The sequence below is a fragment of the Salipaludibacillus agaradhaerens genome (assembly GCF_002019735.1).
Taxonomy (GTDB): domain Bacteria; phylum Bacillota; class Bacilli; order Bacillales; family Salisediminibacteriaceae; genus Salipaludibacillus; species Salipaludibacillus agaradhaerens.
On sequence record NZ_KV917378.1, the window covers coordinates 544,176 to 559,148 of the forward strand.

Here is a 14,973-nt window from a genome sequence, read left to right on the forward strand (position 1 = left end):
TAGAGAATGACAAAATTAACAGAAAGAAAATTATATGATGTAACGGCACCTAATGCATCCACTGGGATTATTCTTGGTGAGAGTTCAAACGTATTAAATTGGGATGATGTCAGGTTTTCATGGGCGTATCCGCTATACAAAAATATGCTAGGTAACTTTTGGACACCTTTTGAAATTAATATGAGTTCAGATGTGAAGCAATTTTCCTCATTATCTGAAACAGAAGAAGATGCCTTTAAAAAAATCATGGGATTACTCGCTTTTCTCGACAGCATTCAAACGGATTATGCGATGCATGTATCTAAGTATTTGACAGACTCAAGTCTGAATGCCCTTATGACGGTACTTGCTTTCCAGGAAGTTGTTCATAACCAAAGTTACTCCTATGTGTTGTCAAGTCTCGTTAATAAAGATGAACAAGACCGTATTTTCGAATACTGGAAGCATGACCCTGTTTTAAGAGAAAGAAATGATTTTATTGCAGAGGGTTACGAAGCATTTGTACAAAATCCAACACCTAGAACACTTCTTGAATCAATTGTTTATGATGTGATTTTAGAAGGTCTGAATTTCTATTCTGGATTTAGCTTTTTCTACCATTTAGCACGAAACCAAAAAATGGTTTCTACATCGACGATGATTAACTATATCAATCGAGATGAACAGCTACATGTCTATTTGTTTGCTAACATTTTTAAAGAACTAAGAAACGAATTTCCTGAATTGCAAACACAAGAGGTGGATGAATTCGTACAGCGCACGTTTGTAAAAGCGGCTGAACTTGAAACGAAATGGGCGGAGTATATTATAGGCGATAAAATTCCAGATATACCATTCCAAGATTTAGCAGATTATATTAAATTTATGGCGAATAAACGGGTGAACGAATTGGGGATCGAACGTCCGTTTGAAGGTTACCGATCAAATCCGATGCGTTGGATTAAAGTATATGAAGATATCAACCAAGGAAAAACAGATTTCTTCGAACAAAAATCACGTCAGTATACGAAAGTTTCAGACGATAACGGATTTGACGACTTGTAATCTTTTTTGAGGGGGTATACCGATGAGGGAGTTAATCGAAACATTTGAGGGAATTGAGCAAGTAAGTAGTGAATCATTGAAGGAAAATGCGAATGTGGATGGTCATTCGCCTCTTGGCAAAATGAATACTTTTGCTTCAGAAGTATGTAAGTGGTATACGGATGAGTTTTTATTGTCCGAAAAAGTAAAGGAAGCTTTGGCAGATAATATATTGTATATCCATGATAAAGATTTTTATCCAACTGGAACAACAACTTGCAGCCAAATACCATTGGACAAGCTGTTGAAGAATGGCTTTTATACTGGACACGGCAGAATTCGGCCACCTAAGTCTATTCAAACAGCGTTAGCACTAGCGGCTATTATTCTTCAATCAAATCAAAATAATCAACATGGGGGGCAATCATTTCAAAAGTTTGATTATGACTTAGCCCCTTATGTTAGAAAATCATATGAATCTCATAAACTGCGTCTTACTGAGCTCTATAAAGAGTCATTTACGTCAGAGAAAGAACTGGAGCAAAGGGCATGGGAAGACACCCAGGAAGAGACATTCCAAGCGTGTGAGGCCTTTATCCATAATGCCAATAGTATGCATTCACGTGGTGGTGGTCAGGTACCATTTGTCTCAATAAATTACGGGACGGATACATCACGCGAAGGCCGTTTATTAATTCAAGAATTGTTAAAGGCAACGAAAAAAGGATTAGGCAATGGTGAAACACCCATTTTTCCAATTCAAATATTTAAAGTGAAAGATGGCGTTAATAGTCAAGAGGGTGATCCTAATTATGACTTATTTATTCAAGCGGTAACGACGACCAGTCGCCGTTTATTTCCGAATTTCAGTTTTCTTGATTCCCCATTTAACAGTCAATATGACGATGGGACACCTGAGAGTGAAGTGGCGTATATGGGGTGCCGAACACGGGTGATGGGAAATATTCATGGTGATGATACAACGGTTGGACGAGGTAATATTTCGTTCTCTTCCCTAAATTTAGTCCGTCTAGCTCTTATTTCTGAAGGGGATAGTGAGATATTTTGGCGTAAATTGACGCAATCTTTTCAAATAGCCATTACGCAACTGTTAGAGCGATATGAGTATCAGCGCAAGAAAAAAGCTGCTGAATTTCCATTTTTATTTTCTCAAGGTATTTGGACTGGGGGAGATACATTGCACCCAGATGAAGAGATTGAATCTGTTATAAAGCATGGGAGTCTAAGTGTTGGCTTTATTGGTCTTGCTGAAGCATTAGTCATTTTAACAGGTAAACACCATGGCGAATCAGAGGAATCGTGGGAGCTAGGAAAGCGCATTATTCAATCTATGCGTGACATGGCAGATGAGGCCACGCAAACATATAAAATGAACATCGGTGTGATTGCTACACCTGCAGAGGGCTTATCTGGTAAATTTGTTGGTGCAGATCGTGAAAAATTTGGCACAATTAAAGGAGTTACAGATAAAGACTTTTATACGAATTCATTCCATATCCCTGTCTACTATCCTATATCCATCTATGAAAAGATTCGCCGTGAGGCCCCATTCCATGACATGTGTAATGCTGGTCATATCACATACGTGGAAGTGGATGGAAATGCTAGCCAAAACACCGAGGCGCTCATTCAAATCATTAAACAAATGAAAAAAGAAGGGATTGGCTACGGGTCAATTAATCACCCAGTAGATCAATGTTTAACGTGTGGCTATCAAGGGGTTATGCATCATCAATGTCCTGCTTGCGGTGAAAATGATGAAAACAAGCTTCATAAAATTCGTCGAATCACAGGCTACCTCGTAGGTGATATGAAGCGATGGAATAAAGCTAAACGTCAAGAAGAAGCGAATAGAGTGAAACATGGGCGATGAAGATCCTTTCTCTTATGCACGATTCAATAGTGGATGGACCAGGATTAAGGACAGTCATCTTTTTTGCTGGCTGTCCGCATGCCTGCCCGGGCTGTCATAACCCTGAAAGCTGGTCACAAGCAAATGGACGTGGCTATTCTGTTGATGAGTTAATCACTATTATTGATGACTATCCCATGAACAATATAACGTTTTCTGGTGGCGAACCTATGATTCAAGCGAAAGACATTTTGCCCCTAGCAACATCTCTAAAACTAAGTGGCAAAACGATTTGGTGTTATACTGGCTACACGTATGAATGGCTTGTAGATTATGGAAGCCGTGAGCAACGTGACTTATTAAAACTTGTGGATGTACTCGTTGATGGGCCATTCATAGAACGATTAAAAGATTCGACACTTTTATTTAGAGGTAGCAGTAACCAGCGCCTTTTAACACTTGAAAATGGTGAAATAGGTAAAGTTAATCGTTACGCTTTCACCTAAAGGAGTTTGTTAGCGCCATAGGAAAAGAAGAACCTTCTTTTATGTAGTTCTAAATGCCTGCTACTAAATAAAAGCAATGTATAAGAATTAAAAAATAATTGAAAAAAATCGCCTCTTTTAATGTCTGTTCTAAACGACATTATAAAAGATCCGGCGATTTTTTTTGCTCTTTTCGTTAATATTTTAGGCTCTAAGAGAGCGCATGAGAATCGTTAAATTTCAACAAAAATAAGAAAGTTATTACTATAAAAACTGTTCTAATAGTACAAAAGTACTAGTCTTGATAACGTTTTAAAGGCTGTTAAAGTGGTAAATATTTATATTAATTGTATATTATTGACTATTAAAATAAATAGAGCTAGTATTCTAATAAAGATAAAAATCTCCTCTTATGTTAATTATTTCGCTCCTATTATTCACATCAATAACTCTGCTGGATGATGAATGACAAAATGTACAGTCATTTAACTATTAACATCAAACTTATCAACCTCGTGGTAGCCAACTAACCAAGTCTATTTAATAAGACCTCCTTTGTAGCATAAAAGATACTAGTAGAAGAATTCCCTAACTATATAGGAGAAATTATTGCCCATGAAATTCATCTTATAGGCAAATAACGCCATAGTATTTAAGCTAATAGTTAGGTTTTTAATAGCTTTGACGATAATTTTCTAGCAATCGAAGTAAGGCTGTTTTGTATAGTCATGTCCTATCCAGTCAATATATCTGTCTAAATGTTACTGTGAAGCTGAATAATTATGAAAACCTTTAAAGGAGGGAACTATGAAAACATTCCAGGATGTAAATTCTCTAAAATGTTTACAACAGCCTAGTCGTGACAACCCTTTTTTGCCAAGAGAATGGGTGCAAATGTATCATAAAATTGAAATCAGAAGAGAAAGTGATGGAGCTGCCATTATTGTACCTTGCACATCTGCTAATTTTTTTCTAATGGATTTAAACCCTGTTTGGTATGTTGATCAACTTGTTAAATCTGGCGGAAATACGTTATTTATTTTATATCTTGATACGACAAATTCCTGTACGGATAAATGCCCAATGTGTTTTACTGCATTAACTAGGGGGTTAGAAGGCTTTCAACAAAGTTTACAAGTTGATTTAGCTTTAAAACGTATAAAAGAGTTAAGAATAAGATATCCTTCTACATTTCGTATGGTAAGCCTCGCAGGTCCTGGAGAACCATTAAATCATAAGGATATTCATACTTTAATAAAGGGAGCGCATGATTTAGGGAGTGCCGTAAGAGTTTATACAGCTGGTAAACGACTTATAGACGAAACTATAAGGAGAACATTACTTGATTATACAAAATTAATAAGGGTTAGCATTGATGCTTCTAAAGAAGAAACATACCAAATAACCCACGGTGTAAAAGGCTTAAAAGAAAGGTTAGTAGGTATAGAAAAAATGGTTGAAGAGAAAGTCAGATGTTCAAATGATACTCTTATAGGCATGCATTTTGTCATTCAAAAAGCAAATATGAGTGAGATAGTACCTTTCGCAACACTAGCAAAAAATTTAGGTGTTGATTTTGTTGTTTACAGCCAAGAAACATTTGGAAAGGTAAACGGCGGATTTTCTAAAGATGACTTTGAAAAAGTGGTTCACGATTTAAAAACCGTTGAAATGATGCATTCTTATGAGTTTCGAACGGTTGTTCCTCATCTTGTGCAGCGCCAAACTTATACTGAATTTGATAAAACGTATTATTCAACACCTGATGTATTAAATAATTGTCACAATAGTAAACACAGATTATTTTTTGGTGTTCAAAATGATTTTTCTGCATGTTGGTTAGCAACATTAGATGCAAAATTTAGAAGAGAATCATTTATAGGCATGCTTGATAAAGATGATACGATGGCATCTCTATATAACGTGGTTGAAAATGGTGTGGGGAGTGAATTGACAGATGGAGCACAACTGAGTTGTAAGACGTGTGTGGCAGGTAATTATAATTCAATGATTAATCAAATTACCCACTTTTTAAATAACGAAACTCATTATACAACACGTTTAATAGAACATGCTCCTGGAACTCACAATGATAGCAATTACAAATTTATCTTAAAAAATTAAGGTGTGGTGATCGTGTGCCAAACGGAAAACTAATTGCGCTAGAAGGTTTGGATGGGGGCGGTAAAACCACTCAATGTCATTTATTAGTCGACTATCTAACATTAAACAACATTCCCGTCACTATATATCCATTATATCGTCACGACATTGTGGAAGTCATGCTTGAACGATTAGATGAAACGGATTATATCTCAAATATTGGGAGTCGGTATGCCGTTATTTCAAAAGTGTTATGCCGACAAGAATGGGAAATAAAAAATAAGCTAAGTAAAGGGGAATATGTAATTTTAGACAAGTTCCTATTAACATTTTTTGCGACAGAAATGGTCAGGGGATGTTCACTTGAAGAGTTAATGATGGCGACGAGTGATGTTCTGAGTCCTGATATTACATTTTGCTTTGATATTGATCCAGAAGTTGCTTTGAAAAGGAAAAAGAGAATAGGTTACAGAGAATCTGGATTAGATATAGCTAAGTATAAGGGGGAACGAGTGAATTACTCCCTTTTCAAAGAAAATGGTTACCCAAATGAGTGGTTACAAGAACAATATGTTGATTTTCAAACTAAATTAAGACAAATACTGATGAAATTAATAAATCACAACAAACATAAGTGGGGAAATGTTACTAATTTAGATTGTCATACTGACTCTTTGTTAATACATGAAGCAATTAAAAAGAAAATTATAGCTTTAACATTTAAATGAGAAAGGCCATGATATGAATAGTCAACATACTGAGAGAGATAGAACGTCTATTCAAAAAGAGGTTATTTGGAAAAACAAATCATTTGTATATATGTGGCTAGCAACAATTATGTATGATTTCACCTTTCATGTTTATCTATTAGCGTTACCTTTGATCATTTATGACATGAGCCAATCGACATTGGCTATGAGCACAATGAGAGCACTTGACTTTGCTCCTAATATTATTTTAGGTATTTTCATAGGGGTTATTGTAGATAGGACAAAGCGGAAAAACTTTATGAGGTACTCATTGTTAATGCAAACTCTTCTGCTTATACTATTAGTTATTTTGTTGAAAAACGCTACAATGTCTCTCTGGAATATTTATATTATAGGATTTTTAGTGTCGACATTTGGATACTGCTTTTGGAATGGATTCCACAGCTCATTACCACAAGTTGTCGAGAGAAATCAGTTAACAACAGCTAATTCAGCTATTTCACTAGGGTATCAAATTAACAACACAATAGGTCCAGGGTTAGCGGGTGTATTATTAGTTTCGCTGTCCTATTCTAATGGATTAATTATTACTATTGTTGGGCTTAACATAGTTGTAGGATTAATTAGCTTTTCGCACATTAAAGAAAATCATTTATTAAGAAGAAATGAAAAGTATCATAACTTAAATCCATTTTGGGTGGACATTAAAGAAGGATGGCTAGAAGTTAAACAAAATCATCGATTATTTTCTATGACGATAACGATTTTATGTTTAAATATTGCTTCTGGGGTTTCTAGCGCAGTCATCATTTTTTATGCGTTAGACAAGTTTAAATTAACCTCTGACCAGTTAGGAATGGTGATAGCCAGTACTGCAATTGGTGGTATTTTAGCAGCATTAAGTGCAAAAAAAAGTAGGGAAATGATTAGAAGAGGTAAACTTATTATTTTCGCCATTTGTGTAGGCGCAAGCGGACAGTTTTTATTGTTTGTTTCTTTTCATTGGAACATATTAATAATCGGCATGATGTTAATTGGTTTTTGTAGTGTATTTATTAATGTACATTATCAAACTTTAAGGCAAGAGTCGACTCCTGCACATTTACTTGGGAGAGTCTCTGGTACAACATCGATGTTAATGAAGGTTGCCACCCCAATATCTTTCTTAAGTGCAGGTTTGTTAGGAGAGATGATTGATGTACATTGGATCTTTCTTATGTCGTCTATGATCATGACCGCATTGATGATAGTTCTTATAAAGCTAGATGTTTTAACATTTGCCTAAAGCTTATAAACACTTATTTGTGTTTATAATAAATTATTTATTTAGATAAGGAGGTGTTAACATGGGACAAATGATAACGATAGGAAAAAAAGTAAAAGTTGTGGCCAAAAAAAACAAAAAGTAGCAATATTACAATGATGTATTTAAAACTTTGAAGAGGTGTTCCCTTGGAACTTCCTCTCTTTTTTTCAGAAAGGATTTGGCCCTTTCTATAAGCGATTCCAGTAACGGAAATATCGAGAAATTGATGGGGCCTTGACGTAATCAGATTAAAGTGTCTACCTGCTAGAGGTTGAGGCTGTATCCTTTATAATAAAACATTTAAGAGGAATTTTAGAAGGAGCATTCATATGGGTGATTTAAATAAGAAGCTTTTTTTCTTATGTACTGGCAGAATTGATGCAAAGGAATTTGAAAAATTAGAAGATAAAGCGTTTATTTATAAAAATGCCTTAGAACATAGATTGTTAGATTCTCTACTATCACTCAAACCTATGTTTTTCGATAATGATACATTGACTTCATTAAAAAGTGAAAAGGCAAATAAGCGCAGAAGTTTTCTAGATATTATGAACAGTTTTAATCAAGCAAACATAAATTATGTATGTTTGAAGGGTCTGGCAATGAAAAAATATTATCCGTCACATTTAGAAAGGCAAAGCAATGATTATGATTTATTGCTAAAAGATTTTAAAGACTTTTGGAAAGCTCATGACATTTTATTAGAAAAGGGGTATTCATTAGAGAACTATCCTTATGTAGCAAATCAAAAAAAATGTGGAGGGGCGCTTTACCGAAAAATAACTGACGGTTTAACAGTTGACATTGAAATTAATATCGGAGGATTCCCCTTAAGTGAATGTACGTGGTTAGTTGAACCATTAATATGGTCTACAAAGCAGATAATAGTAGTTGATGATGAACCTATTTATATACCAAGTGATGAATTTAATATGATTATATTAATCGCTGAAGTGGGGACTAATGGAAAAAAGCGTATACGAGATGCAGTGGATTTTTACTATGTATCACAATGCGAATATGATACACAATTTGTAGATACCTATTTAAAAAAACTAAAATTAAAGAAGGCTGAAAAAGTATTACTAAACATGCTCTTTCAATTAGAACAAAATGCATTTAAAAATTCTAAGAGAGGGTTAATAAATGAATTATATTACCGTTTTAGAACAGATCTCTATCATATTATTCCTACTTATAGGTCCAATCATGTCATATCTAGAATTGTCAATCATTATGTAAGATTAGTTTTAATCACTCTTGTTGAAAAAGATATCCTACTAAGTCAACTCATTTATTTTAATAAATTTGTTTCTCCATCTCTCTATTTAAGATTAGGTCTTCCTGTTTATTTAATTCAACTAGATATGAACAAGCATGCGTTTCACTGGCAAACAAAAGGGACAATTTTGATTGTTAAAACGCCTATTGGCACTTTTATGGCGAGTAGTCTGTGTCTAAATAGGGAAGAGGACTTTGAAATTGCACACAATATGGCAAACGCCAATAGTTAAACTTGACTGATTCAAATATAGTATAAACATCCAAGGAAATTTAAACGTCATACCTTAAGTAAAAATGCTACAAAAATGAGCGATGAGTGTTAGCATATCAATATACAATTGAACAAATGTTATCAGATGACATACACCTTTAAAAAAGGTTAAACTATACATCTCCGACGGAGACATCTTCAATCATTAATTATATTTAAAAGTGCTAAAATAAATATAAAAAAAGCTGGGATTTTACGCTGTCCCAGCTTTAGCAATTCTAAAACACCTCTATAGTGTGCGCTTTTGTATTAATCTTCCGGTAAATAAAGGTCAGAAGTACCTTCGGATACGAATCCAGAAAGTTCATAATCTAGTACCATGTAGTACATGTCTTCTTCAGAAAGTCCTACATCTTCGTGAGTGATCTCTTGATTTTCTATTGCTTCCATGAACTCCAACTCTTCATCTGTTAATTCATAATCGAAGAAGTCATCTTCATAATAATCTTCCTCATAATATCCATAATCCATATTTTCCATCAAATAAGTTTCAAACACAGATTGTAATTCAAAAGCTATATTTTCCATATCAGCTTCTGTTAATTCCTCACGATCAGCATTGTAGAAAGCAAACTCAGCATCATCACCGTATGAATAAGTAGAAGAAGTATCACCAGTCAAAGAAATGGAAACGCCATCTTCTGAGAGTGATAATGACATAGTCGATTTACTTTCTACTATTCTATCTTGTTCGATAAGGAAACTTGCTTCAATAGAGAAAGAAAGATTGTCTAAATCGTCTTTAGCGTCGCTTAGTTCCTCGATATGTGTCGCCACTTCTTCTTTGTAAAAATCTTCATATACTTCTTTTGCTTCGCTATCTTTTTCAACTTCTTCCAATCCGTAAATAAAAGCATCAAGTAGAAGATCTTCTCCCACGTTAACAACGATCCACCCGTTTTCTTCTGTTACAACCTCGTCTTCGCTATGTTCATTCAAGTAATCGAACATATGCTCTAATATGAAAATGTTAAGCGCTTTTCCATCTTCTTCATTATCATAAAACAAACTTTCATCAAAATCCATTGGTTCAGTCAGTTTTTTACCAGTAAAACCTTCTTCAATAACAGGGACAACTAAGTTATTAAGTTCATTAGCTAAAAAATCACTCACATCTTCACCGTTTGTATACATGGCGAGGGATTCTTCGGCATCTGGAATATTAGGGACGACGTTATAAGCTAATAGATCAATAACTTCAGGTAAAAATGTGGCATAAGGGTCCAAATCAATACCCATTTCATTTTCCTCTTCATCAAAATATAAGTGGAAAGGAATTTGTAGGTCGATCTCTTCGCCCTGAACATCACCAGTAATACCGAAAGAGGTACCAATTTCCATTACTTTATTTTCATTGTCGACAATTACTGAACTTGTACCTTGAATGTTTTGTAACATATCCATGAGTAAATCCATAGATGCTTGATCTTCATCAGTATAAACGCCTAATAACTCAGGATCAGCATCAATATCGACCGCTAAATTAAAGTCGCTTTCAGTTTGAATAACATCTTCTTCAATCATTTGCTGTAGTGCACTTGCTAGTTTTGCTTCTGGTGATGATAGAAGAGAATACACTAATATCCCTGCTATTACCACAACGGCTAATGCACCGATTCCTAAACCTAACTTAACTTTTTTTTCTTTCATTAGAACTAACCACCCTTAGCTGTAAATTATTTATAAAATCACAGGTATTATTATCGCATAAAAAGACTAGTCATTGAGATGCAATTTTAATAGGGACTTTTGACTTATTTAATTTGGCGAATAATGGTATATTAACGGTTTTATTGAGAAGAATTATTGTCAATTAACGGTTTTTTCTTATTAGGCCTTAAGAATGATGAATTCAAATGATTTATAAAAAAAGTTAAAATGACCCAGTTTTATACAAAAAATATTAAGTGATTTAACAAAATACTTGATAAGCTAGTGAGTATAATGTATGATGGCAAATAAATGACCGGATATTAATTTTAGTCAAGAAAGGAATGCGCATGGTTAAAAATAAGCGTCAAAAAATATTAGATGCGGCTACAGCCACCTTTTCTGAATATGGTTATAAAGGGACGACGATGGATAAAGTAGCAGCAGCAGCCCATATAGGTAAAGGTACAATCTATACAGCATTTAAAAATAAAGAAGAATTATTTAATGCTATTTTACAGAATATTATTGAGGATATGGCATATATATGTCATCAGTATATCGATCCCGCCAAAGGCGTAAAAGAAAATATTAACAATGTATTGTACGAGCTTCTTACCTATCGAAAAAAACATCAATTTTTGCAAAAATTAAGTGAAGAAGTAACTTGGTCAGGTACTATACACGCCCATAATGCTCTTAAAAGGGTGGAGAAGGCAATTGTTGAATATTTAAAACAATTATTAATTCATGCACACACACAGAGGAAAATTTATTTATCAACACCTGAAATTACGGCATTTTTACTGTATAAACAATATATGACTCTAGTAGTCGAATTTGAAAAAGACTATTATTCATTGTCAAAAGAAGAGATTATTCATATTTTTAATAATCATATCCTTTTTTCACTTATTCATAATAAGGAAATCTAGTTATTTAAATTATGTGGAGTTATTTAGTATCGCGCTTTAATTACTAAAATGAGCGTATGTTGGCAAGCTTGGCAACCAGCCAAGTTTTTCTATTTCATTGAAATGACCGGATTTAAATATTGGTCAAAATTTGGAGAGGTGACATGATGGACGGATTAAAGACAGAATTTAATGGTATATTTAAAAATAAAAAATTACTTATCGCACTAATAGGTATATGCCTTATGCCTTTACTTTATGGAGGTGTCTTAATATGGTCATTTTGGGATCCATATGGTCACATTGAAGAGCTTCCAGTGGCTGTCGTGAATAAAGATCAAGGAGCAGAGATTAATGGAGAGATGATTTACGCTGGTAATGATTTTGTTGAAGAATTAAAGAGAACTGAGACTCTTAAATTTAACTTTACGGATGAAGAAACTGCAAGGGCTGGAATGGAAGAGTTAGAGTATTACTTTTATGTAGAAATTCCTGAAGATTTCTCTGAGAATGTGACGTCCATTATAGAGGACAAACCGATTAAAGCGACGCTATATTATGAAGTGAACGCCGAGTACAATTATGTATCATCCCAAATTGCTAAAACGGCCCTTACTAATATGGAAACGAGTCTATCAGAAGCACTCACGCTTGCGTATGCTGAAGTAGGAAATGATACGTTTAGCGATTTTGTTCATGTGATGCTTGATATAGAAGAAGGGGCAGAAAAAGTAGCTAGAGGTAATGAAAATGTTTATACTAATATGTCCTCCTTATCTGATGGGTTGCAAGAACTAGATAATGGAGCCGAGCTATTAACGGCAGGATTGTTAGAGGCTCAAAATGGAACGTCATATTTATATTCGAGCTTAATGGATGCACGTGAAACGATTACGTCATCTGAAGAGTATGAACAAGCGATCCAAGGACATACTCAATTATTATCTTTAGTACAACAAGCTAAAAGGACGATGGATTCAAAAGATTTCAAAGAAGCGACGAAAGTCTTAAATGACATAAACACCATTTTATATGAGACCCATCTGTCGTTAGAGAAGTTAAACAACTATTCTCAAAGTGTTGAAAAAAATATTAAAGTAGTTTCCGATATGGTTATAGAATTAAATCAGGGTACAGAATCATTGTTGGAAGAATTAGAACAATTAGCAGCTAAACTCGATGAGCAAACGTCATTAGAAGAATTAAATATAGATGATGTTGATGAGCAAATTAATGGTGTTCTAAATGAGTTATCAACTTTTGAAGGGGAAGGTGAGCTGGAAAATCAACTAGCTTCTTTACCGCATATGCTCGATAATCTAGATGAAAATTGGGAAGAAAACGAGTCATTAGTAAGATGGGTAAACGAGACGGAAGATCTTATGGAAGATCAATCAACATCTCAACAAGAACTCACTGAATATTTAGAAACGTTTCAAGCTAACTTGCCAGACTATGGAGAGACAGTTGAAACTAATCTTGCCACAGCCTCCCTTGACATCGTGGATTATATCGACATACTCGAAACATCGCTTGCGACATCTGATGAGATTGAACAAGGAATCAAAGAAGATTTGGACTTGCTAAATGAAGCAATGACGGATTTTCAAGAGATGATTGATCATTTTCAAGAAACTGTCCCAGAAGCTATCGATCCTCAACTAGTAGAAAAATTTGAAGACGATATCTATGAGGCATTGAATAATGCGGAAACAAAATTGATAGGCGTGTCAGACGAGTACAAAACAGCTGTCGGAAAGCTTGATGACCTATTTCAAGGTGTCAGAGAGCTAGATGATGGTATGTCAGCGTTATACGAGGGTTCAGGAGAACTGCATGAGGGGATCGAATCAGCCTTGGAAGGAGCTCTTAAACTCACTGACGGCACGTATGAACTTAAAGAAGGATCAGGAGATCTCTTAGAAGGTATCCATCAACTTGCTTCAGTGATCCATGGCATTAACCCGACTCACGCTCATGAATTAATGGTATCTTCGCCTGTAGAAACAGTAGCAAATGATAATAATACGAGTTACTCTTATGGTGAAGGTTTAACACCTTATTTTCTGTCAATTGGCCTTTATGTGGGAGCACTGACATTATCGATCATTTATCCATTTAGAGAACCGTTAGGGGTTCACACGACTAGTAGCGCTTGGTTTACAGGGAAGTTAAGTGTTATTTACAGCATTGGCTTTATTCAGTCATCACTTATCGTTCTTTTTTTGTTGTTAGGTATTGGGCTTGATGTCCAGAACATACCAGGCTTTGTCTTTTTTACGTACTTTACAAGCTTTGTGTTTATCACTCTCATATTTGGTCTTGTAAGTTTGTTAGATAATCCAGGGCGTTTCATAGCGATTATCTTGCTTATTCTTCAATTAGGCGGTTCAGCAGGAACATTTCCTGTAGAACTTCTAGCCTCTCCATTGCAAACGTTACATGGGTGGCTACCAATGACGTATAGTGTTCTAGGGTTTCGCTCTATGATATTCATGAATTCGCCACAGCTGCTGTGGTCAAGTGTCCTTTTTTTATTGATAGTACCTGTTGTATTGCTTAGTGTAACTTTTTATTTTTTCAAACGAAACTATTCATTATATAACACACTGTCCATAGAGGATAAAGCATCGTAAAATTTAGAATCAAGGGATGTAGCCCAAGAGTTATAATAATTATGAATGTTTAATCATAGTATTTGAATGTTTAAAATCTGTCTCAATAGTGAACATAATAAAGGACAAAACTTTTAACACTTTAACAAGGAGGGAACAAAATGGCGGATACCATTTTAACAACTAAGGCAACGGCTTCTGGCGGGAGAGAAGGCCATGTAAAATCAGATAACGGGATCATTGATGTAAATTTATCAATGCCTAAAGGGAAGGATATACCATCAGACGCATCGAATCCTGAACAATTATTTGCAGCTGGTTATGCTGCTTGCTTTGATGGGGCTCTTAATCTGATGGCATCTAAACAGAAAAAAGATATTACGTCTACCATAACAAGTGAAGTTAGCCTTTTAAAAGATACAGAAGATAATGGATTCAAATTAGGTGTTACCCTTCATGCGGAAATTAGCGGTGTTTCGCAAAGTGAAGCTGAAGAACTCGTTCATAAGGCTCACGATTTTTGCCCGTATTCAAAAGCAACTAGAGGGAATGTGGACGTCGAGCTCGTTGTAAAAACAAATTAATTGTTTATAAAGAATCCGGATCGCATTTCTTATCCGGATTCTTTCATTGTGTTTAAATAATCGTCTTTGATATGAAAAGGATGGGAAAACAAGTATAATTAATAATGAATATGAAAGTTTGGTCTAAAAGAGCTGAAAGTACATAAGAAAACCAT

At 34.8% G+C, this 14,973-nt stretch carries 11 protein-coding genes; 10 read left to right on the forward strand and 1 reads right to left on the reverse strand.

Features of this window, described 5'->3' with window-relative positions; genetic code table 11:
- Positions 1-6: 6 nt before the first annotated feature.
- From BK581_RS02530 to BK581_RS02560, 7 genes are all read left to right on the forward strand, one after another.
- Entirely contained in the window at positions 7-1,044 is a 1,038-nt protein-coding gene (locus BK581_RS02530) for a ribonucleotide-diphosphate reductase subunit beta (protein WP_078576680.1), read from the forward strand.
- A gap of 22 nt (positions 1,045-1,066) precedes the next feature.
- A complete protein-coding gene (locus tag BK581_RS02535) occupies positions 1,067-2,917 on the forward strand; it encodes an anaerobic ribonucleoside triphosphate reductase (protein WP_078576681.1) in 1,851 nt (616 codons plus the stop codon).
- Between the two features lie 14 nt (positions 2,918-2,931).
- The gene (gene nrdG, locus BK581_RS02540) at positions 2,932-3,402 is read left to right on the forward strand and encodes an anaerobic ribonucleoside-triphosphate reductase activating protein (protein ID WP_245828858.1); all 471 of its coding nucleotides are present in this window, start codon (positions 2,932-2,934) and stop codon (positions 3,400-3,402) included.
- A gap of 786 nt (positions 3,403-4,188) precedes the next feature.
- Complete coding sequence (locus tag BK581_RS02545) at positions 4,189-5,505, forward strand: radical SAM protein (protein ID WP_078576683.1); 1,317 nt, start codon at positions 4,189-4,191, stop codon at positions 5,503-5,505.
- 14 nt (positions 5,506-5,519) lie between these two features.
- Positions 5,520-6,212 carry a nucleoside/nucleotide kinase family protein gene (locus BK581_RS02550; RefSeq protein ID WP_169837494.1) on the forward strand — a complete coding sequence of 231 codons (693 nt, stop codon included), beginning with the start codon at positions 5,520-5,522 and terminating at the stop codon, positions 6,210-6,212.
- Between the two features lie 13 nt (positions 6,213-6,225).
- A complete protein-coding gene (locus BK581_RS02555; protein WP_078576685.1) occupies positions 6,226-7,479 on the forward strand; it encodes an MFS transporter in 1,254 nt (417 codons plus the stop codon).
- 350 nt (positions 7,480-7,829) lie between these two features.
- Positions 7,830-9,014: a nucleotidyltransferase family protein gene (locus tag BK581_RS02560; RefSeq protein WP_078576686.1), complete on the forward strand. Its 1,185-nt coding sequence runs from the start codon at positions 7,830-7,832 to the stop codon at positions 9,012-9,014.
- 290 nt (positions 9,015-9,304) lie between these two features.
- Here the strand turns inward: BK581_RS02560 and BK581_RS02565 are convergent, their stop codons facing one another.
- Positions 9,305-10,705, reverse strand: a complete 1,401-nt coding sequence (locus BK581_RS02565; protein ID WP_078576687.1) for a hypothetical protein — start codon at positions 10,703-10,705, stop codon at positions 9,305-9,307.
- 344 nt (positions 10,706-11,049) lie between these two features.
- On the opposite strand from BK581_RS02565, the gene BK581_RS02570 reads away from it, so the two are divergent.
- The 3 genes from BK581_RS02570 (at position 11,050) to BK581_RS02580 (ending at position 14,818) form a co-directional block, all read left to right on the forward strand.
- Entirely contained in the window at positions 11,050-11,640 is a 591-nt protein-coding gene (locus BK581_RS02570) for a TetR/AcrR family transcriptional regulator (RefSeq protein ID WP_078576688.1), read from the forward strand.
- A 143-nt stretch (positions 11,641-11,783) separates the two neighbouring features.
- Entirely contained in the window at positions 11,784-14,255 is a 2,472-nt protein-coding gene (locus BK581_RS02575; protein ID WP_078576689.1) for a YhgE/Pip family protein, read from the forward strand.
- Positions 14,256-14,395: 140 nt separating this feature from the next.
- On the forward strand, positions 14,396-14,818 hold the full coding sequence (locus tag BK581_RS02580; RefSeq protein ID WP_078576690.1) for an organic hydroperoxide resistance protein: 423 nt from the start codon (positions 14,396-14,398) through the stop codon (positions 14,816-14,818).
- Positions 14,819-14,973 lie beyond the last annotated feature (155 nt).

What these genes read in the sequence shown, in the direction of transcription:
- BK581_RS02530 (WP_078576680.1), top strand. Translation starts at nt 7, where the DNA reads ATGACAAAATTAACAGAAAGAAAATTATATGATGTAACGGCACCTAAT.
- BK581_RS02535 (WP_078576681.1), top strand. Translation starts at nt 1,067, where the DNA reads ATGAGGGAGTTAATCGAAACATTTGAGGGAATTGAGCAAGTAAGTAGT.
- nrdG (WP_245828858.1), top strand. Translation starts at nt 2,932, where the DNA reads ATGCACGATTCAATAGTGGATGGACCAGGATTAAGGACAGTCATCTTT.
- BK581_RS02545 (WP_078576683.1), top strand. Translation starts at nt 4,189, where the DNA reads ATGAAAACATTCCAGGATGTAAATTCTCTAAAATGTTTACAACAGCCT.
- BK581_RS02555 (WP_078576685.1), top strand. Translation starts at nt 6,226, where the DNA reads ATGAATAGTCAACATACTGAGAGAGATAGAACGTCTATTCAAAAAGAG.
- BK581_RS02560 (WP_078576686.1), top strand. Translation starts at nt 7,830, where the DNA reads ATGGGTGATTTAAATAAGAAGCTTTTTTTCTTATGTACTGGCAGAATT.
- BK581_RS02565 (WP_078576687.1), bottom strand. Translation starts at nt 10,705, where the DNA reads ATGAAAGAAAAAAAAGTTAAGTTAGGTTTAGGAATCGGTGCATTAGCC.
- BK581_RS02570 (WP_078576688.1), top strand. Translation starts at nt 11,050, where the DNA reads ATGCGCATGGTTAAAAATAAGCGTCAAAAAATATTAGATGCGGCTACA.
- BK581_RS02575 (WP_078576689.1), top strand. Translation starts at nt 11,784, where the DNA reads ATGATGGACGGATTAAAGACAGAATTTAATGGTATATTTAAAAATAAA.
- BK581_RS02580 (WP_078576690.1), top strand. Translation starts at nt 14,396, where the DNA reads ATGGCGGATACCATTTTAACAACTAAGGCAACGGCTTCTGGCGGGAGA.